16 protein-coding genes are annotated in these 19231 nt (G+C 67.0%); 9 read left to right on the top strand and 7 right to left on the bottom strand.

What is annotated here, in order from left to right; genetic code table 11:
* Positions 1–99 precede the first annotated feature (99 nt).
* The 6 genes from QQK43_RS04840 to ppc all read right to left on the bottom strand — a co-directional run bounded on the left by QQK43_RS04840 (position 100) and on the right by ppc (position 7420).
* A complete protein-coding gene (locus tag QQK43_RS04840) occupies positions 100–1404 on the bottom strand; it encodes a tryptophan--tRNA ligase (RefSeq protein ID WP_284306891.1) in 1305 nt (434 codons plus the stop codon).
* A gap of 8 nt (positions 1405–1412) precedes the next feature.
* Positions 1413–2081, bottom strand: a complete 669-nt coding sequence (locus QQK43_RS04835; protein WP_284307032.1) for a site-2 protease family protein — start codon at positions 2079–2081, stop codon at positions 1413–1415.
* 60 nt (positions 2082–2141) lie between these two features.
* On the bottom strand, positions 2142–2777 hold the full coding sequence (locus tag QQK43_RS04830) for an L-threonylcarbamoyladenylate synthase (protein ID WP_234266750.1): 636 nt from the start codon (positions 2775–2777) through the stop codon (positions 2142–2144).
* A 22-nt stretch (positions 2778–2799) separates the two neighbouring features.
* The gene (locus tag QQK43_RS04825; RefSeq protein WP_234266749.1) at positions 2800–3678 is read right to left on the bottom strand and encodes a DMT family transporter; all 879 of its coding nucleotides are present in this window, start codon (positions 3676–3678) and stop codon (positions 2800–2802) included.
* Entirely contained in the window at positions 3675–4532 is an 858-nt protein-coding gene (locus QQK43_RS04820; RefSeq protein WP_284306890.1) for a 3',5'-nucleoside bisphosphate phosphatase, read from the bottom strand. Before QQK43_RS04820 ends, QQK43_RS04825 begins: the two co-directional genes overlap by 4 nt.
* Positions 4533–4600: 68 nt before the next feature.
* Positions 4601–7420: a phosphoenolpyruvate carboxylase gene (ppc, locus tag QQK43_RS04815; protein ID WP_284307031.1), complete on the bottom strand. Its 2820-nt coding sequence runs from the start codon at positions 7418–7420 to the stop codon at positions 4601–4603.
* Between the two features lie 154 nt (positions 7421–7574).
* Between ppc and hemC the strand changes: the two genes are divergently transcribed.
* From hemC to QQK43_RS04795, 4 genes are read left to right on the top strand one after another with little or no spacing between them, the layout of a single operon-like run.
* A complete protein-coding gene (gene hemC / locus QQK43_RS04810; protein ID WP_284306889.1) occupies positions 7575–8495 on the top strand; it encodes a hydroxymethylbilane synthase in 921 nt (306 codons plus the stop codon).
* A 34-nt stretch (positions 8496–8529) separates the two neighbouring features.
* The gene (locus QQK43_RS04805) at positions 8530–9381 is read left to right on the top strand and encodes a uroporphyrinogen-III synthase (RefSeq protein ID WP_284306888.1); all 852 of its coding nucleotides are present in this window, start codon (positions 8530–8532) and stop codon (positions 9379–9381) included.
* Positions 9378–10535 (top strand): uroporphyrinogen-III C-methyltransferase, encoded by a 1158-nt coding sequence (locus QQK43_RS04800; RefSeq protein ID WP_284306887.1) that lies wholly within the window; start codon positions 9378–9380, stop codon positions 10533–10535. The genes QQK43_RS04805 and QQK43_RS04800 overlap by 4 nt, the downstream gene beginning before the upstream one ends.
* Positions 10535–11875, top strand: coding sequence for a heme biosynthesis HemY N-terminal domain-containing protein (locus tag QQK43_RS04795; protein WP_326491092.1), 1341 nt, complete (start codon positions 10535–10537; stop codon positions 11873–11875). Before QQK43_RS04800 ends, QQK43_RS04795 begins: the two co-directional genes overlap by 1 nt.
* Positions 11876–12135: 260 nt before the next feature.
* Here QQK43_RS04795 and QQK43_RS04790 read toward each other — a convergent pair whose 3' ends face one another.
* The gene (locus QQK43_RS04790) at positions 12136–15006 is read right to left on the bottom strand and encodes an Rne/Rng family ribonuclease (protein ID WP_284306886.1); all 2871 of its coding nucleotides are present in this window, start codon (positions 15004–15006) and stop codon (positions 12136–12138) included.
* Positions 15007–15607: 601 nt separating this feature from the next.
* Here QQK43_RS04790 and QQK43_RS04785 point away from each other — a divergent pair.
* The 5 genes from QQK43_RS04785 to QQK43_RS04765 all read left to right on the top strand — a co-directional run bounded on the left by QQK43_RS04785 (position 15608) and on the right by QQK43_RS04765 (position 19185).
* The gene (locus QQK43_RS04785; RefSeq protein WP_284306885.1) at positions 15608–16582 is read left to right on the top strand and encodes an RluA family pseudouridine synthase; all 975 of its coding nucleotides are present in this window, start codon (positions 15608–15610) and stop codon (positions 16580–16582) included.
* Positions 16583–16646: 64 nt separating this feature from the next.
* On the top strand, positions 16647–16946 hold the full coding sequence (locus tag QQK43_RS04780) for an H-NS histone family protein (protein WP_234266741.1): 300 nt from the start codon (positions 16647–16649) through the stop codon (positions 16944–16946).
* A gap of 189 nt (positions 16947–17135) precedes the next feature.
* Positions 17136–17795 (top strand): HAD family hydrolase, encoded by a 660-nt coding sequence (locus QQK43_RS04775; protein ID WP_284306884.1) that lies wholly within the window; start codon positions 17136–17138, stop codon positions 17793–17795.
* Positions 17796–17807: 12 nt separating this feature from the next.
* Positions 17808–18188, top strand: coding sequence for a Rieske (2Fe-2S) protein (locus QQK43_RS04770; RefSeq protein ID WP_234266739.1), 381 nt, complete (start codon positions 17808–17810; stop codon positions 18186–18188).
* Positions 18189–18201: 13 nt separating this feature from the next.
* Positions 18202–19185 carry a S49 family peptidase gene (locus tag QQK43_RS04765; protein ID WP_284306883.1) on the top strand — a complete coding sequence of 328 codons (984 nt, stop codon included), beginning with the start codon at positions 18202–18204 and terminating at the stop codon, positions 19183–19185.
* Positions 19186–19231: the final 46 nt, after the last annotated feature.

Below are 19231 nucleotides of genomic sequence, written 5' to 3'. Positions count from 1 at the left end.
AAGCGACGCGCTGGCGATAGAAAAGTACGCCGTGATGCGGTCCTTGTTTTTATTTTTAGAAAACTCCCTGGGAGGTTCTGCGAACCTCCGGCCACTTTTTCAGGCCTCGTCGATGGCCGCTGCCAAGAGGGTCAGAGCGGCCTGTACCGCCGCCGGATCGGCGGACGATGCGATTCGGGGTGCCAGCTCGGTCAGTGCCGGCTGGCCCTCGCGTTGCAGCCGGGCCATGGTCTGCGCGGCTTCGCGGGGTTGGTCGAAGCCCATGCTCTGCAACAGCAGTTCGCCTTTGGGGTCGAGCAGCTTGAAGTAGAACAGGCCGTCTTTTTCCCGGTATTGCTTGAACACGGGTAGCGCCTGTTTGGCGGCCTTGGTGGTCGTTGGCGTGGCGGCTTGGGTGTCAAGGGGCCGCAGGCCGACGGCATGGCGCAGGCGGGCGGTGAACGGCGTGGCAAGGGTGCGGGCCTTTTCGGCGCCTTGCCGGAGCGTTTTTTCGATCCGCGCAGGGTCGCGGATGAGCGCGTCGTAGGTCTCGCGCATGGGGGCGATTTCGCGGTCGATCCGTTCAAAAAGCACTTGCTTGGCGTCGCCCCAGGCGATGCCGTCGGCGTAGGCCTGTGCCAGCGCCGCTGTTTCTTCCGCAGAGGCAAAGGCCTGATAGAGCTGGAACAGGGCCGAACCTTCGGTGCTCTTGGGTTCGCCGGGCGCGCGCGAGTCGGTCACGATGCCCATGATGAGTTTGCGCAACGTGTCCCGCGGGGTGAACAGCGGGATGGTGTTGTCGTAGCTTTTGCTCATCTTGCGGCCGTCGAGGCCGGGCAGGGTGGCCACGTTGGCCTCGATCGCGGCTTCGGGCAGGGTGAAGTGCTCGCCGTAGAGGTGGTTGAAGCTGGCGGCGATGTCGCGCGCCATCTCGATGTGCTGGATCTGGTCGCGGCCGACGGGCACCTGGTGGGCGTTGAACATCAGGATGTCGGCGGCCATCAGCACCGGGTACATGAACAGGCCGGCGGTCACGCCATCGTCGGGCTCTGTCCCGGCGGCGGTGTTCTTGTCGACCGATGCCTTGTAGGCGTGCGCGCGGTTGAGCAGGCCTTTGCCGGTGACACAGGTGAGCAGCCAGGTGAGCTCCGGGATCTCGGGGATGTCGGACTGGCGGTAGAACGTGACTTTTTCCGGGTCCAGGCCACAGGCCAGCCAGGTGGCGGCAATTTCCAGGGTGGAGCGTTGCACGCGGGCCGGGTCGCCGCTGGTCTTGATCAGGGCGTGGTAGTCGGCCAGGAAGTAGAAGTTCTGGGTGTCCGGCTGACGGCTGGCACGCACGGTAGGGCGCACGGCGCCGACGTAGTTGCCCAGATGTGGGGTGCCCGAGGTGGTGATGCCGGTGAGGACGCGCAGGGTGCTCATGAAAACAGTCAGAAAAGAATCAGACGCAGCGGCGTGAGCAGGGCGTCAATGAACAGGCCGGTGATGCTCATCAGCGGACGCAGCCAGAGGTTGCCCACCACGCCGGTGATGACCAGGGCCATGACGATGAAAAAGCCCCAGGGTTCCACGCGGGACACCAGTTCGGCCTGGCGCCAGGGCAGCAGGCCGACCAGAATGCGGCCCCCATCCAGGGGTGGCAGCGGAAACAGGTTGAAGGCGAACATCACGAGATTGACCATCAGCCCCGCGCGGCACATCTGCAGGAAGAAGCGCTCTTCCACGCCCCCAGCCACAAGCAGATACCCCAGCACCGTCCACAGAATGGCCTGCACGAGGTTGGCGCCGGGGCCGGCCAGGGCGACCCAGATCATGTCGCGTTTGGGGTTGCGCAGATTGCCGAAGCGCACCGGGACGGGCTTGGCATACCCGAACAGGAAGGTACCGGCGGTGGCGAAATACAGCAGCAGCGGCATCGCGATGGTGCCCACCGGATCGATGTGCTTGACCGGGTTGAGCGTGATGCGGCCCAGCATCGCGGCGGTGTTGTCGCCGAAGTGGCGCGCCGCGTAGCCGTGCGCGGCCTCGTGCACGGTGATGGCGAACAGCACCGGGATGGCGTAGAGGGTGACGGTCTGGATGATCTGGGCGAAGTCCATGGCGGGCTCGGTCAAACCGCTATTGTCCCCCATGCCGGCAGGCGGCCGGCGCAGGGCGGCTCAAAGGCCGAGCGGCGCCAGCGGACCGAGTCCGGCACGCACGACCTCGGGGTCGCCGCCGGTGGCCATGGGGGTGAGATCGAGCACCGTGGTCGGCGTCAGGGCGCAGGCGCCCGCGCCGATCACCCCGTCCACCTCGTGTTCGAAGCGTTCGCGGATGGCCTCGGCGTCGTTCATGGGATCGGCCTCGCCTGGTGCGATCAGGGTGGTGGCCAGCACGGGGGCGTTGTGCAGCTCCAGCAGCAGGTGCATCACCGGGTGGTCGGGCACGCGCAGGCCGATGGTCTTGCGCGACGGGTGGCTGACGCGGCGGGGCACTTCCTTGCTGGCTTCCAGGATGAAGGTGTAGGCCCCGGGCGTGGCCGCCTTGATGAGTCGGTACTGGCGGTTGTCCACCTTGGCGTAGTTGGCCAGTTCGCTCAGGTCGCGGCACAGCAGCGTGAGGTGGTGCTTGTCGTCCACCTGCCGGATCCGCCGGAGCCGGTCGGCGGCGGCTTTGTCGTCGAGGTGGCACACCAGTGCATAGCTGGAGTCGGTCGGCACGGCCAGCACGCCGCCGCGTTCGAGCAGTTGCACCGCCTGCTTGAGCAGTCGGGCCTGGGGGTTGGCGGGATGGACTTCGAAGAACTGCGACATGCTTCGATTGTGCGCCTGTGCCTCAGGTGCGTGCGCGTGCGGTCAGCCAACTGGCGGTGACGCCACAGAGCACGATCAGGGCGATGCCAGCCAGTTCCAGGCGACCGGGAACGTGATCGAAAACCAGCCAGCCTGCCAGCATGGCGAACCCGATCTGCGCGTACAGATAGGGCGAGAGTGTGGCGGCTGGCGCGCGGGCAAAGGCCAGGATGAGCAGGAAGTGGCCGACGGTGCCCATCAGGCCCGCCAGGCAGAGCAGGGCCAGCGTGCGCATGTCGGGAATGGCCTGCCAGACCAGTGGCAGCAGCAGCGACGCCAGCAGGGCACCGGTGAAGCCGGTGTAGAAGTGCAGCGTCATCGGGTCTTCGGTGCGTGCCAGGCGGCTGGTGAGAATCTGGAACCACGCATAGATGACCACCAGCCCCAGGGGGAGCAGGCTGGCCCAGCCGAAAAAGGCACCACCGGGTTGCACCACCAGCAGGGCGCCGGCAAATCCCCCGGCCACGAGCAGCCAGCGCAGGGGCGAGACCCGTTCATGCAGAAACAGGGCCGCCAGCAGCGTGACCATCAGGGGCGTGATCATCACGATGGCCGTGAACTCTCCCAAGGGCATGTACTTGACCGCGAGAAAGCCCAGCAGGCTGACCAGAAAAAGCTGCACGCCGCGCACGGCCTGCCAACCCAGGTGGGCGGTGTGCAGCAGCCGCCAGCCGCGCGAGGGCAGGAACAGGGCGGCCACGGCGACGGCCTGGAACACATATCGGAACCAGACCGCCATCAGCACGGGCACCACGGCGCTGAGCAGCTTGACGGACGTGTCCAGGACGACAAAACAAGCCGTGGCCAGCACGAACATGGCAATGCCCAGCAGGGCCTGCCCGGATCGGGCCGCCGTGCTCATGCGTGGATGCGGTGGCGCAAGCGCTCCCACACCGGGGTGACCGGGCCCGGCAAGTGGGGCAGCCGGCCGAGATCGGTATGGCTTTCGTCGGGGCTGTGGAAGTCGCTGCCCCGCGAGGCCAGCAGGTCGAATTCGGCGCAGAACCCGGCGTACTTGAGCGCCTCGGCCGCGCTGTGCGCGCCGGTGACCACCTCCACGCCCTGGCCGCCATGGGCCTTGAACTCGGTGAACAGGGCGTACTCCTCGTTCGGGCTGAAGCCGTAGCGTGCCGGGTGGGCAATGATGGCGATGCCGCCGGCGCCGGTGATCCAGCCCACCGCATCGCGCAGACTGGCCCAGCGGTGGGGCACGAAGCCGGGTTTGCCTTCGGTCAGGTAGCGGCGGAACACTTCGGGCGTGTCGCGGCAGAAGCCGGCTTCGACCATGTAGCGGGCGAAGTGGGTGCGCGAAATCAGCTCCGGGTTGCCGACGTATTTCAGCGCGCCTTCGTAGGTGCCGGGGATGCCGGCACGCGCCAGGTCCTCGCTCATCTCTTGCGCGCGCAGCCCACGGCCGCCGCGTGTCTGGCGCAGGCCTTCGGTGAGGGCGGGATCGTGGTGGTCGAAACCGAGGCCCACGATGTGCACGGTCTCACCCGCAAAAGTGACCGAGATTTCGGTGCCGGTCAGGTACGGCAACCCGGCCGCGCAGGCTGCCGCAATGGCGCGGTCCTGGCCGCCGATTTCGTCGTGATCGGTGAGCGCCCAGAGCTCGACGCCGTTGTCGCGTGCGCGCAGCGCCAGGACTTCGGGCGTGAGGGTGCCGTCGGAGACGACGGAATGGCAGTGCAGGTCGGCGTTGAGCAGGTGGTCCACGCTGCCATTTTAGGAGGCCACCCGTCGCCGCCGGGCGACGGGCCGATTGCCCCCAGGGTCGCGCGGGATCAGCCGGTGTTGCGCAGGCCCGCCGCGATGCCGTTGATCGACAGGTGGATGCCGCGCCGCACCTTCTGGTCTTCCTGGTCGAGTTCCCCGGCCCGATGGCGCCGCACCAGCTCCACCTGCAGGTGGTGCAGCGGGTCGATGTACGGAAAGCGGTGGCGCACCGAGCGCTGCAGCGCCTCGTTGTCGACCAGGCGTTTCTTTTCGCCGGTGATCAGGGTCAGGGCTTCGGCCGTGCGGTGCCACTCGGCCTCGATGGCGCTGAAGACCTTGGCGCGCAGCCGCTTGTCCTCCACCAGCTCCGCGTAGCGCGAGGCCAGCGCCAGGTCGCTCTTGGCCATGACCATGTCCATGTTGGACAGCAGGGTGGAGAAGAACGGCCACTGGCGGAACATCTTTTTCAGCAGTTCCTTGCGCTGGGCCTGTTCCTTGGTGCCACCGGCTTTCAGGAATGTCTGCACGGCGGAGCCGAAGCCGTACCAGCCCGGCAGGGTCAAGCGGCACTGGCCCCAGCTGAAGCCCCAGGGAATGGCGCGCAGGTCTTCGATCTTCTGTGTGGCCTTGCGCGAAGCGGGGCGCGAGCCGATGTTGAGTTCGGCGATTTCGCGGATGGGCGTGGCGGCGAAAAAGTATTCGGGGAAGCGTGGCGTGTCGTAGACCAGGGCGCGGTAGGCGGCCATGCTGTCGGCCGAGAGCGCGGCGGCGGCTTCCAGAAAGGCTTTGGGCGCGTTTCGCGTGGGTTGCAACAAGGTGGCTTCGAGCGTGGCGGCCACCAGGGTTTCGAGGTTGCGGCGGCCGATCTCGGGGTTTGCGTACTTGGAGCCGATCACTTCGCCCTGCTCGGTCAGGCGGATCTGGCCGCGCACCGTGCCGGGCGGCTGGGCCAGGATGGCCTGGTAGCTGGGACCGCCGCCGCGGCCGACGGTGCCACCCCGGCCATGGAACATGCGAAGCTGGAGGGGCTTTTCGGTGTGCTCGTTCAACTCGTCGAACAGCTTCACCAGTTCGGTCTCGGCGCGGTAGAGCTCCCAGTTGCTGGTGAAAATGCCCCCGTCTTTGTTGGAGTCGGAGTAGCCGAGCATGATGTCTTGCTCGCTGTAGCCGTCGGCCGCGCCGCGTTGCACCATGGCGCGCACGCCCGGCAGGGCGTAGTAGTCGCGCATGATGGGCGCGGCGTTGCGCAGGTCTTCGATGGTTTCGAACAGCGGGACCACGATCAGGTCGGTCGTGGCCGACTCGCCGAGCAGGCCGTGCATCAGGCCCACTTCCTTTTGCAGCAGCAGCACTTCCAGCAGGTCGCTGACGGTTTCAGTGTGGCTGATGATGGCGTGGCGGATGGTGGCCGGACCGAAGCGCTCGCGCGCCCAGCGGGCGGTCTCGAAGATCGCCAGCTCGCCGCGGGTGTGCGCCGAATAGGCGATGCCGGGCACGCGAAGGGGGCGTGCGTCGTCCAGTTGGCGCAGCAGCACCGCACGCTTGGCGGCTTCGTCCAGCGCGCTGTAGTCGGCTTCGATGCGGGCCTGGGCCAGCAGCTCGGCCACCACCTCTTCGTGTTTGTCGGAGCTTTGCCGCAGGTCGACCGTGGCCAGGTGGAAACCGAACACCTCCACCGCGCGGATCAGGGGCTTGAGCCGTCCGCGCACCAGGTGGGCGCCGTGGTGCGCCAGCAGCGAGGTTTCGATGGTGCGCAGGTCGGCCAGCAGCTCGTCGGGGCCGGAGTACGGGTCCTGCGGGGCCACCGCGTGGCGGGCGGCTTCGCCCCCCGTCAGTTCGGTCAGGGTCGCGGCGAGCCGGGCGTACATGCCGGTGAGGGCCCGGCGGTACGGTTCGTCCTCGCGGTGCGGGCTCTGGTCGGGCGAGCGCTCGGCCAGGGCCTGCATGGCGGGCGACACCGGGGTCAGGATGGCCGACACCGACAGTTCCGCACCCAGTCGGTGCAGTTGCGTCAGGTGGTGGCGCAGCACCATGTCCGACTGGCTGCGCACCGCCAGTTCCAGTGTTTCGGCCGTGACGTTGGGGTTGCCGTCGCGGTCACCGCCGATCCACTGGCCCATGCGCAGGAAAGGGGCGACACCGTCGGCAGCGGCCTCACCCAGCCCCTCTTCGAGGTCGCGGTACAGGCGCGGGATTTCAGCGAGGAAGGTGGACTGGTAGTAGCTCAGCGCGTTTTCGATCTCGTCGGCCACGGTGAGCTTGGTGTAGCGCAGCAGGCGGGTCTGCCACAGCTGGGTGACACGGGCGCGGATCTGCAGTTCGTTTTCAGCCAGTTCGCGGGGCAGCAGGTGTTCGCGTTCTGCCAGCAGCCGGGCGATGTCGCGCTCGGCGTCGAGGATGCTCTTGCGCTGCACTTCGGTGGGGTGGGCCGTCAGCACGGGCGAAATGTGGGCGTCGGCCAGGGTCTGCACCACCGCTTCGGGGGCGATGCCGGCTTTCTCCAGCCGCTGCAGGGTCATGGACAGGCTGCCCGCCTGCAGGTGGCCGGCGCGTTCGTGCACCGCGCGGCGGCGGATGTGGTGCTGGTCTTCGGCCAGGTTGACCAGGTGGCTGAAGTAGGTGAAAGCGCGGATCACGCTCACCGTCTGTTGTCCCGACAGGCCCTTGAGCAGCTTCTTGAGGGTTTTGTCGGCCGATTCGTCGGCGTGGCGGCGGAAGGCCACCGAGAGCTGCCGGATCAGCTCGATCAGCTCGAACATCGGCGCCCCTTCCTGCTCGCGGATCACATCGCCGAGGATGCGTCCCAGCAGGCGGATGTCTTCGGTCAGTGGCTTTTCCTTGTCGGGCTGTGCGATGGGGGCGGAGGCTCGGGAAGGCTTGGGGCTCATGGGTGGCGCGGGTGTGGTGTTGCTGATTTTTTGAGCAGTGGTCATGCTAGCATCCCCCAGGTGTTTTCCCGTTACCAACGGGGTACGAAATCGCCTGATTGGCTTGATCTTTTTTCGATTGCGCGCTGTGTCCGTTTCACATTCCCCGACCGCCTTGACGCTCACCATCGCCACGCGCGAAAGCCGTCTGGCCCTCTGGCAGGCCGAACATGTCCAGGCCCGCTTGCAAGAGCTGGGCCACCCCGTGAACCTGCTGGGCATGACCACGCGAGGCGACCAGATCCTGGACCGCAGCCTCTCCAAGGTGGGCGGCAAGGGCCTGTTCGTGAAAGAGCTTGAAACGGCGCTGGAAGAGGGGCGGGCCGACCTGGCGGTGCATTCGCTCAAGGACGTGCCGATGGAGCTGCCCGAGGGCTTCGTGCTGGCCTGTGTGATGGAGCGCGAAGATCCGCGCGACGCCTGGGTGTCGCCGCACTGCCCCGGGCTGGCCGACCTGCCCCCGCAGGCCGTGGTGGGCACCTCCAGCCTGCGCCGCCTGGTGCTGCTGCGCGAAGCGCTGGACCGGCTGGGCCGGCAGGACGTGCGCATCGAGCCGCTGCGGGGCAATCTCGACACGCGGCTGCGCAAACTGGACGAAGGGCAGTACCACGCCATCGTGCTGGCCGCGGCGGGCCTCAAACGGTTGGGCCTGGCGCAGCGCATCCGCGCCATCTTCGAGCCGGCGCAATCCCTGCCGGCTGCGGGGCAGGGCGCTCTGGGCATCGAGGTCCGGGCCGACCGCGCGGACTTGCTGGCGCTGCTCAAACCGCTGGCCCACGAGCCGACCTGGCTGCGCGTGGCGGCCGAACGCGAGGTGTCCCGTTCGCTCGGGGGCAGTTGTTCGGTGCCGCTGGCGGCGTATGCCGACTGGTCCGATGACCGGCTGCTGCACCTGGAGGCGGCCTGGGGCGATCCCGAAGGCCGCCTGCCGGTGGTGCGCGTGCAAGAGGCTTCCCCGGTCCGGTCGCTGGACGAAGCCGTGGTGCTGGGGCAGCGGGTGGCGCTGGCTCTGCGTGCCGCTGGCGCACAGGCCTGAGCGGCGTGACGGGCCCCTTGGCGGACCTCCTGGCGTGAACGCTCCGGCCGATGCCGCCCACCGTCCTCCCGTGCTGCTGACGCGGCCGGTGCACGAGGCCGGTGCGTGGCTGGCGGCTTTGCTGGCGCATGGCTGGCCGGCCGAGAGCCTGCCTCTGCTGGCCATTGCCCCCCCACGCGACAGCGCGACGCTGGAGGCCTTGGCGACGTGGCGTCGGGATTGGCTGGACTGCGACGCTGTGATGTTTGTGAGCGGCGCGGCGGTGGCGCATTTCCTGTCGGGAGCGATCTGGCCGGCCGCTGGTGAAGACCTTCGTCCCCAGTTGTGGGCCCCTGGCCCGGGCACGGCGCAACGCCTGGCCTCATCGCTGCAGGCCGCTGGCTGGCAGGGCCGTATCCAGGCGCCGGCGGCCGACGCCGGCCAGTTCGATTCGGAGGCCCTCTGGGCGGTGGTGGCGGCGCAGGTTCGGCCAGGCTGGCGCATTCTGTGGGTGCGCGGTGCGGGAGATGATCGGGCGGCGCCATCGCCGGGTGCGTGGGCCGGCCAGGGGCGTGACTGGCTGATGCGGCAGTGCCAGCAGGCCGGCGCGCAGGTGGAGGCCTGCGTGGCCTATGAGCGCGGTGCGCCGGCCTGGACGCCGGCGCAGCAGGCGCGCGCCCAGGCGGCCCAGGCCGACGGCAGTCTGTGGCTGTTCAGCAGTTCCCAGGGGGTGGCGCAACTGGCCCGCCTGGTGCCTGGCGCCGACTGGTCCCGGGCCCGAGCCGTGGCCACCCATCCCCGCATTGCCGCAGCGGCGCGCGCGGCGGGCTTTGGTCACGTGGTGGAGGCGCGACCGGCGCCGCCCGACGTGACGCGGGCCCTAGAATCGGTATCACGTCTGCCATGAGCTCTTCCGCCCCCCCTTCTTCTCCACCGCCCGTGTCGCCGCCGCCTTCGGCCGGGGCCTCTGCCGTGCCTGTGTCGGCTTCCCGTTCGGGCGCGTCGTGGGTATTGGCGCTGGCGCTGCTGGTGGCACTGTTGTCGCTGGCCATCAGTGCCATGCTGTGGCAGCGTCTCGATGCGGCCCGCCAGGAACTGGCACGCCAGAGCCAGGAGAGTCTCTCCAAATCCGTCGAGGCGCGCACGCTGGCCGGTCAGGCCGAAGCGCTGACGCAGGAGTTGCAGGCGCGCTTGTCGGTGGCTGAAGTGCGGTTGTCCGAGGTCAGCCTGCAGCGCACCCAGTTGGAAGAGCTCATGCTCGCGCTGTCGCGGACCCGCGATGACACACTGGTCGAAGAAATCGAATCGGCGCTGCGTCTGGCCCAGCAGCAAGCCCAATTGACAGGCAGCACGCAGCCGTTGGTCTCGGCCTTGCAGGCCGCCGACCAGCGCATTGGGCGCGCAGCGCAACCGCGCCTGAATCCGGTGCAGCGGGCCATCGCACGGGACATTGACCGCATTCGCAGTGCCTCGGTGGCCGACATTCCCTCGCTCGCGCTGCGGCTGGACGAGCTGGCGCGTCAGGTCGACGAGTGGCCGGTGATCAACGAAGTCGGGCCTCAGTCCGCAGCGCCAGCATCGGCTGAGGGGCCGGTGGTCGCGCCTGATCGCACGTCGCCGCCGAAGGCGGACACAGTACCGGCCCAGGCCGCCGCAGAAGGCCCGCCGTCCGACGCTGGCTGGCAGGAGACCTTGCGGGCTTGGGGCACCCGGGTGGTGACCGAAGTGTTGCGCAGCGGGCGTGATCTGGTGCGTGTCAGCCGCATCGACCACCCCGAAGCCGTGCTGCTGGCCCCCGAGCAGGCGTTTTTCCTCCGGGAAAACCTCAAGCTCAAACTGCTCAATGCCCGCCTGGCTTTGTTGGCCCGGCACATGGGGGCCGCGCAGACCGACCTGGCGGCCATCGATGCGGCGCTGAGGCGGTATTTTGATGGCCGCACGCCGGCGGTTGAGAGCGCCCGCAAGCACGTGGCCCAGGTGCGCGAAGCGCTGCTGGTGACCGAATTGCCCCGGCCCGACGAGAGCCTGGCGGCCTTGGCCGTCGCCGCAGGGGGTCGCTGATGAAGGTTCGCCGCAGCCAGCGCGGAATGGCCATGCGCAGCGTGTTCCTGCTGCTGGGGCTGGCGGCCGTGGCGGTGGCGCTGGCACTGCTGATGGGGGACAACCAGGCGACGTTCTCGCTGTTCTGGCCTCCTTACCGCTTCGACGTCTCTTTCAACTTTGTGCTGTTTGTGCTGGTGGCCACGTTCGTGGTGATCCATCTGGCCTTGCGCGGGCTGTCGGTGCTGCGCGATCTGCCTTCGCAGGCGCGCCGCTGGCGTGACCAGCAGGTGGAGCGGGGGGCGGTGGCGGCGGTGTTGGATGCCCTGTCCCACCAACTGGCCGGCCGCTTTGTGCGGGCGCAGTCGGCAGCGCTGCAGGCGCTGGAACAGCTCAACGGCATGCCCTCGGCCCAGTGGTCGCGGCGCCAGCAGTTGCAACTGCTGGCGCACTTGCTGGCGGCCGAGAGTGCGCAGGCCCTGCAGAACCGCAGCAGCCGGGATACCCATTTGCAGGCTGCGTTGCACCCGACCCTGGCGCGCAGCGCCCCCGAAGCCCACGAGGGGGCGTTGTTGCGTGCTGTGCGCTGGGCGGTGGAAGACCGGCGGCCCGAAACCGCCCGCCACTTGCTCGCGGAGTTGCCCCAGGGCACGGCCCGCCGTATCCAGGCCTTGCGCCTGAAGCTGCGCGTGGCCCGCATGTCGGGCGAAACGCTCGAAGCGCTGGAAGTGGCCCGTTTGCTGGCCAAGCACCGGGCTTTCTCGCCCGAGGTGGCGGGCAGTGTTGTCCGCGGGCTGGCCATGGACGCGCTGCGGGACGCGCACGACCTGTCCCAGTTGCAGGCGGTGTGGTCGCGATTGGATACCGGGGAGCAAGCCATGCCGGAATTGATTCTGGCAGCGGCGGCGCGCCTGAACGGTTTGGCCCTCTCCGCAGAAGAGCCCGGGGCCGACTCGCCGGACTGGCAGGCTTCGGACCGAGAGATGGCCTTCGGCCTGCTCTCGGCGTGGACCGAGCCGCTCTGGGCCCACCTGGAAACCCTGGGTGAAAGCCAGTGGCGCGATTTCGTGCGTGCGTTGGAACCCGGATTGCCCCATCTGGACGCGGCCGGGCTGGGGCGCCTGGAGCAGGCGCAGCGCCAGTGGCCGAGCAATCCGTTTCTGCAGTATCTGGCCGGCCAGGCGTTCAAGCAGCGCCAGCTCTGGGGCAAATCGGCCCAGTTGCTCGGCCAGGCCAGCCACAGTCTGCAGGACACCACGCTTTTGCGCCGTACCTGGTGTGCGCTCGCTCAACTCGCTGAAGAGCGGGGCGACGACACCGCGGCCCAGGCAGCCTGGAAAAAGGCAGCACAGATCGACTGAGGCCCTTGCGGGGGCGGCGTCTGTGCCTCCCTCACTGGTGGTCTTTCTGCCTTGCGTTCTGCCTTCTGCACAGGGAGCCCGCCATGACATTGCAATAGCCGCTTACCGAAGGCGCGCTCGCAGGACAGCACAACGGCGCTCAGGATGACCCGAGCAGCGCGGCCGGCAGACCGGAAAGGCAGGGCGCACACAGCCGGCCCAGGCAAAAGAAAACGCCAGCAGACCGGGGTCTGCTGGCGTTGGTGCGAGGCTTTCAGGGTTTACTGGGTCTCGAACGGCAGTGTGACCTGACGCAGGTCTTTGCGCGTTTCGACCAGCACCAGCGGACCTTCGTCCACCAGCACCACCGGCCGCGGCTCACGCGGAACGTGGACGGGCGCCGGCTCTGCCGCGATGGCTGCCTGCACCTGGGCCACTTTCTCAGCATCGGAGTTGACCCATTCCAGCCCACCGTCGCGTGCCACCTGTTGCAGCGCCTCCAGGGCGAGTTCAAAGGGTTGCACGCGCGGCAGGCCCGTCGCCGGCTCCACGGCCGGCGGCGTGACCACGATGGGATCGGCTGCCAGCAGCGGTGCCGTCGGTGCCTGGGGCTCGGGGGCGGGAGCCGCTTCAGCCGTCGCCGGAGCCACTGCCGCCGGGGCTTTGAAGTAGCTGCGCGTGGGCGGTGCCTGCTCGACATCGCTGGTTTCTGCGGCAACGGCATCGGTTTCGACCACCGTCTCGGGCGCAGCCGCATCGCGTGCACCCCGCTCGCGGCGGTCGCGCCGGTCGCGGCCATAGCGGTCACGGCTGCGGCGTTCGCGCGGTGCACCGTCCTGGGCACCTTCGTCGCCCATGGTGGGTGCCGCTTCCACCGGTGTCTGTGCGGTTTCGCCAGCGGTCATGGGCGCCGTTTCGGCGATGGCGGCGGGCATGGTGGCTTGCTGCGACGGTTCGCCATCCGGGCCCTGGCGACGGCGATCACCGCGGCCGCGGCGATCGCGGCGCTGGTTGTCCTGCGCCGCGTCGTTGTCGGTGCCTGCCGGTGCGGACACCTGGGACACGCCCAGCATGTCGGCATTCTGGGCTTCCGCCACGGGGGCCGCATCCCGGCGGCCTTCGCGCCGGGGTTGGCCATTGCGGCCCTGACGCGGGTTCTCTTCACGCTGGCCTTCCGGTGAGCGGCGTTGCTCACCCTGCAGGCGCCCTTCGCCGCGGCCTTCGTTGTTGCGACCTTCCCGCGGGGGGCGGTTGCCCGAACGTCCTTCGCCGCGAGGCTGGTCGCCGCGGGCCTCGCTGCGGCCGCCACGGCCTCGGCCGTCGCCACGGGGGCTCTTGCCATCGCTGCGAGTGTCCTTGCTGGTTGCCGGGGCGGCAGCGGGCACTGCCACCGGTGCGGGCGCTGCGGCGGGTTGTCCGCCGAACAGGCTCTTGAGCCAGCCGAAGAAGCCGCGTTCGGCCGGTGCTGCCGGCTTGGGAGCCGGTGCCACCGGGGCGACCACGGGCGCAGCCGCCACCGCTTCGGGCTTGGGCGCCGCCACGGGAGCGGGGCCGTCGGGCAGCACGCCCTTGATTACCGGCTCCTGCTTGTTGGTGCGCTCCTGGCTGCGGCGCGTGAAGCTGGCCACGTCGTCCACTTCTTCTGCCAGCTTGTAGCTGGAGTCGAGGTTGTCCAGGCGCGGGTCGTCGTGCTTGAGGCGTTCGAGCTTGTAGTTCGGCGTGTCCAGCGACTTGTTGGGCACCAGCAGCACGTTGATGCGCTGCTTGAGTTCGATCTTGGTGATCTCGGTGCGCTTCTCGTTGAGCAGGAAGCTGGCCACTTCGACCGGCACCTGCACCAGCACGGCGGCCGTGCTGTCCTTGAGCGACTCCTCCTGGATCACGCGCAGGATCTGCAGTGCCGAGCTTTCGGTGTCGCGGATGTGGCCGGAGCCGCCGCAGCGCGGGCAGGGGATGGACGAGCCTTCGCTCAGCATGGGCTTCAGACGCTGGCGGCTCATTTCGAGCAGGCCGAATTTGCTGATCGAGCCGAACTGCACACGGGCGCGGTCCTGGCGCAGCGCGTCGCGCAGGCGGTTCTCGACCTCGCGCCGGTTCTTCGACTCTTCCATGTCGATGAAGTCGATCACGATCAGGCCGCCCAGGTCGCGCAGGCGGGCCTGGCGCGCCACTTCGTCGGCAGCTTCTAGGTTGGTGCGGGTCGCGGTTTCTTCGATATCGCCACCCTTGATGGCGCGTGCCGAGTTCACGTCCACGGCCACCAGGGCTTCGGTCTGGTCGATCACGATGGCGCCGCCGCTGGGCAGGTTCACGATGCGGCTGTAGGCGGTCTCGATCTGGTGCTCGATCTGGAAGCGGCTGAACAGTGGCGCGTCGTCGCGGTAGCGCTTCACGCGGTGCTCATGCTCGGGCATCACATGCGCCATGAACTGGTGCGCCTGATCGAAGATGTCGTCGGTGTCGATCAGGATCTCACCGATGTCGCTGTTGAAGTAGTCGCGGATGGCGCGGATCACCAGGCTCGATTCCTGGTAGATCAGGAAGGCGCCCTTGCCAGCTTTGCCAGCCCCTTCGATGGCGGTCCAGAGCTTGAGCAGGTAGTTCAGGTCCCACTGCAGTTCGGCCGCGTCGCGGCCGATGCCGGCCGTGCGGGCGATGATGCTCATGCCGTTGGGGTATTCCAGCTGGTCCAGCGCGGCCTTGAGTTCCTGGCGGTCTTCGCCCTCGATGCGGCGGCTGACGCCACCGCCGCGCGGGTTGTTGGGCATCAGCACCACGTAGCGGCCGGCCAGGCTGATGAAGGTGGTCAGGGCTGCGCCCTTGTTGCCGCGCTCTTCCTTTTCGACCTGGACCAGCAGCTCCTGGCCTTCCTTGATCACGTCGTTGATGCGTGCCTGCGACGGCGACACATTGCCCTGGAAGAACTGCTTGGAAATTTCCTTGAATGGCAGGAAGCCGTGGCGGTCTTCGCCGTAGTCGACGAAACAGGCTTCGAGCGAGGGCTCCACGCGGGTGACCACCGCCTTGTAGATGTTGCCCTTGCGCTGTTCGCGCCCTTCGATTTCGATTTCGTAGTCGAGCAGTTTCTGCCCGTCCACGATGGCCAGCCGGCGCTCTTCCGCCTGCGTGGCATTGATCAGCATGCGCTTCATGTTGCGTTTCCTTCGCGTTGAACTTCAGTTGCCAGGGTCGAAACCCGGGCACCGGAGGCCGGAGCCTGGCGAGGGCGCAAACAAAGGAGGAATTGCCGGAGAGTCGCTGGCGGGGCGGGCGGCGACGCATCAGGGCGCGGGCGTTGTAAGGCCCAAACGCTGCGTTGCCGCGCCAAGTCAGGACGTAGGCGCGTGGAGCCGAGTGAACAGGGCGGGCTTGAAGGGGATCGGCATCTTTGATCTGTCCGTGGGCCAGGCTGTCTTCACTGGATCCTCGGTCAGCCGGGCGGGAAGCCGGGCTGACCGATTGGGGTATTCCGTATTCGGTTTGCGAGTCTCGTTCGATTCACGGTCGCCAGCCAGCCTGGCAGTCGCGCCGCCGGCCTGCGGATTCGTCTCGCAAGGCAGGAAGCGCCGCCGGGGCCTGGGAGGCGGTGGCCATCTCGACCCGTCGGACAATGTGATGATGGGGGCTGCCGGGAGGTGGGCTGCCGGATGATTGCCGTAAACTCAAGCAAATCAACCACTTACATTGATCGGTGGGTCCGGTGCATTATAGTGCGCAGCCTTGGCCGCGTGGCGCGGCTTTTTCGGAATCTGCATGACGCCTTCAACACCCGCTGCGGTCCGGCATCTGACGGTCGACGCGGAGTCGGCCGGGCAGCGGCTGGACAACTACCTGATCCGGCACCTCAAGGGTGTGCCCAAAACCCATATTTACCGCATCATCCGATCGGGAGAGGTGCGTCGCAACAAAGGGCGGGTCTCGGCGGATGACCGTGTGGAGGCTGGCGACGTGTTGCGGATTCCGCCCGTACGTCTGGCGGAGCGTGCCGAGCCCGATGTGGCGCTGGCAGCACCGGCCCGCGAATTCCCGGTTCTTTATGAGGATGAGGCGTTCCTGGCGATCGACAAGCCGGCTGGGGTGGCCGTGCACGGTGGCAGCGGGGTCAGTTCCGGCGTGATCGAGCAACTTCGTCGCGCGCGACCGCAGGCGCGTTTTCTGGAGCTGGTGCACCGCCTGGACCGCGAAACCAGTGGCCTGTTGTTGATTGCAAAGAAGCGCAGTGCCCTCAAGGCGCTGCAAGATCAGTTTCGCGAGCGGGAAACCGGCAAGACCTATCTGGCGCTGGTCAAAGGCGCCTGGCCGACTCGCCTGAAGGTGTTGGATCAACCGTTGATCAAATACCTGTTGGCCGATGGTGAACGCCGCGTGCGCGTCACTGGGCGGGACGATCCGGATGGCATGCGTTCGGTGACGCTGGTCAAGGTGCGAGGGGCTGCGGAGGGGCTGGGCGTGCCCGTGGCCGCGCTGTGGCCGTTGAGCTTGCTGGAGGTGACGATCAAGACGGGGCGGACCCACCAGATCCGCGTGCATCTGGCCAGTGCCGGCTATCCGATCGCCGGGGATGAAAAGTATGGGGATTTTGCATTCAATCGGGAATTGGCCCGGGCGGGATTGCGCCGCATGTTTCTGCATGCCTGGCGATTGCGAATCGCCCATCCGGTGACCGGGGCAAGCATGGAATTGTGCTCCGAATTGCCTGGGGAGCTGCAGAGGTGGGCGGGTTTGTGATTAAAATGCAGGCAGCATCGTTGGTGCTGGTGAAAGTCAAGATTAAACAATTTAAGGAACGTCAATGGCAAGCTATTCCGAACTGATGGCGCAAGCCCAAGCGCTGATGGCGCAGGCCGAACAGGCCCGCAAGGATGAACTGGCCTCCGTGATTGCGGACATCAAGGCCAAAATGAAAGAATACGGCATTACGGTTGCCGATCTGGGTGCTGCGGGGGGTACCCGCAAGGCGGGCAAAGCCAAGTCGGCCGCCAAATACCGGGGCCCCAACGGGGAACTTTGGGCGGGCGGCCCGGGTCGCAAGCCGGAATGGGTCAAGGCGGTGCTGGCTTCTGGCAAGAGCATTGAAGATTTCCGCATTTGATCGCCCTGACCGATGCAAAGCGCCTTCGGGCGCTTTTTCTATGGCCAACAGAAATGCATTGAATGGTCTATTGGTTCGCGGTTGCTTGATTTGTGACGATTTGAAACATGCGGGTTGTATCGGCAAGGCTTGGCAAGCAATGGTATGTCGGATTGGGCCCTGCCCAAGCCGCAGAAGGTGGGGTAACTGATGCGCCCTCGACAATTTGACCTGATCGCCTTTGACTGGGATGGCACGCTGTTTGATTCCACGGCAGTGATCGTGCGGTGCATTCAGGCAGCCGTGAAAGACGTGGGCGGTGCCATGCCCAGCCAGCAGGCGGCCAGCTACGTCATCGGCATGGGCCTGATGCAGGCCCTGGCGCATGCCGCGCCGGATGTGCCTCCCGAAAAATACCCCTTGTTGGGCGAGCGCTACCGTCACCACTACGGGCAGAGTCAGAACGCCATCAGCCTGTTTGACGGGGTTTTGCCCATGCTGGCCGCGCTCAAGGCGCGCCATCACTGGTTGACGGTGGCCACCGGCAAAAGCCGCCGCGGGCTGGATGAGGCTTTGCAGGCGGTCGAACTGCAGGGGGTTTTTGACGGGTCCCGCACGGCGGACGAAACCGCCGGCAAGCCCAGCCCGCTCATGCTGCACGAACTGATGCGCGAGTTCGGGGTCGACCCCGAACGCACCCTCATGGTGGGTGATACCACCCACGATCTGCAGATGGCGCGCAACGCCGGTTGCGCCTGCGTGGGGGTGAGCTATGGGGCGCACGAGCCGGAGGCTTTTCACGCCTTGCAACCTTTGCATGTGGCGCACTCGGTGAGCGAGCTCCGGGACTGGCTGTCAGCCCATGCTTGATTGAGGGCGTCGATGTCTGCCTCCGCTACCGAACCCGTCTATCCGCTTTGCCGCAGTGCCGACTTGGCCGAGGGTGGCTTGGCCGTGGGTTTTGATGTGATTTACGCCGGGCAGACTTGCCGCGCTTTTGCGATCCGGTATCAGGGGGCGGCACATGCCTACCTCAATCGCTGCACGCATGTGGCGATGGAGATGGACTGGCAGCCAGACCGCTTTTTCGATGATTCCGGGCGATGGCTGCTGTGTGCCACCCACGGCGCGCACTACGAACCGTCCACTGGCGCCTGCAAAGGGGGGCCGTGCAAGGGAGGTCTGATCAAGATCGATCTGGTCGAGCGTGACGGCGTGGTGCACTGGCAGTCACAATACCTGCTTAAGCCCGTTTTGTACTGAAACCGATTCCTTCATGTTCGAAGACGACAACCGCCCGGCCGCTTCTGCGCTTCCCAGCTCCACACCCGCTGGCTGGGAGCGGGCCACCATCGAAAAACTGCTCTTTGCCCAGTTGAAGGAGCAGCGCGCTGCGCGCCGCTGGCGGCTGGTCATGCGCCTGCTGTGGCTGGGTGTTTTTGCCGCGCTGGCCTGGGGCATTTGGAACGCCAACCGGCTGACCAGCAGCGTCAGCACGCCCCACACAGCACTGATCGAGATCGAGGGCACCATCGCGGCGAACGCCGAGGCCAGTGCTGAAAATGTGGTGGCCTCGCTCAACTCCGCCTTCGAGGACAGTGGCGCCCAGGCGGTGGTGCTGCTGATCAATTCACCAGGTGGCAGCCCGGTGCAGGCCGGCATCATCAACGACGAAATCACCCGGCTCAAGACGCTGCATGGCAAGAAGGTCTATGCGGTGGTGGAAGAAACCTGCGCCTCGGCGGCGTATTACATCGCTGCCGCCGCTGATGAAATCTATGTCGACAAGGCCAGCCTGGTGGGCAGCATCGGGGTTCTGATGGACGGGTTCGGCTTCACGGGGTTGATGGAAAAACTCGGTGTCGAGCGGCGCCTCATGACGGCCGGCCAAAACAAGGCGATGTTGGACCCGTTCAGCCCGCAGGACGAGACGCAGAAGGCGTACATCCAGTCCATGCTGACCGAAATTCACAACCAGTTCATCGCGGTTGTGAAAAAGGGCCGGGGTACGCGCCTCAAGGAAACGCCCGACACCTTCAGCGGCTTGGTCTGGAGCGGCCAGCAGGCCGTGGCCCAGGGTCTGGCGGATGGTCTGGGCAATGTGGACTTCGTGGCCCGCGAGATCGTCAAGGCCGAATCCATCGTCGATTACACCCAGCGCGAAAACGTGGGCATGCGCCTGGCGCGCCAGTTTGGCGTGTCCATGGGGCAGGGCCTGTTCGAGGCGGCTGCCGCCCATTCCTTCGCACCGTTGAAGTAAGTCGGCGCTGGCTGACCTTACTTACCGATCTTTTTCATCCAGGAGC

The organism is Hydrogenophaga electricum, assembly GCF_030160815.1.
In the GTDB taxonomy this organism is placed as follows: domain Bacteria; phylum Pseudomonadota; class Gammaproteobacteria; order Burkholderiales; family Burkholderiaceae_C; genus Hydrogenophaga; species Hydrogenophaga electricum.
The sequence above is the reverse complement of the archived record's forward strand: the minus strand, read 5'-3'. Positions and strand labels throughout refer to the sequence as shown.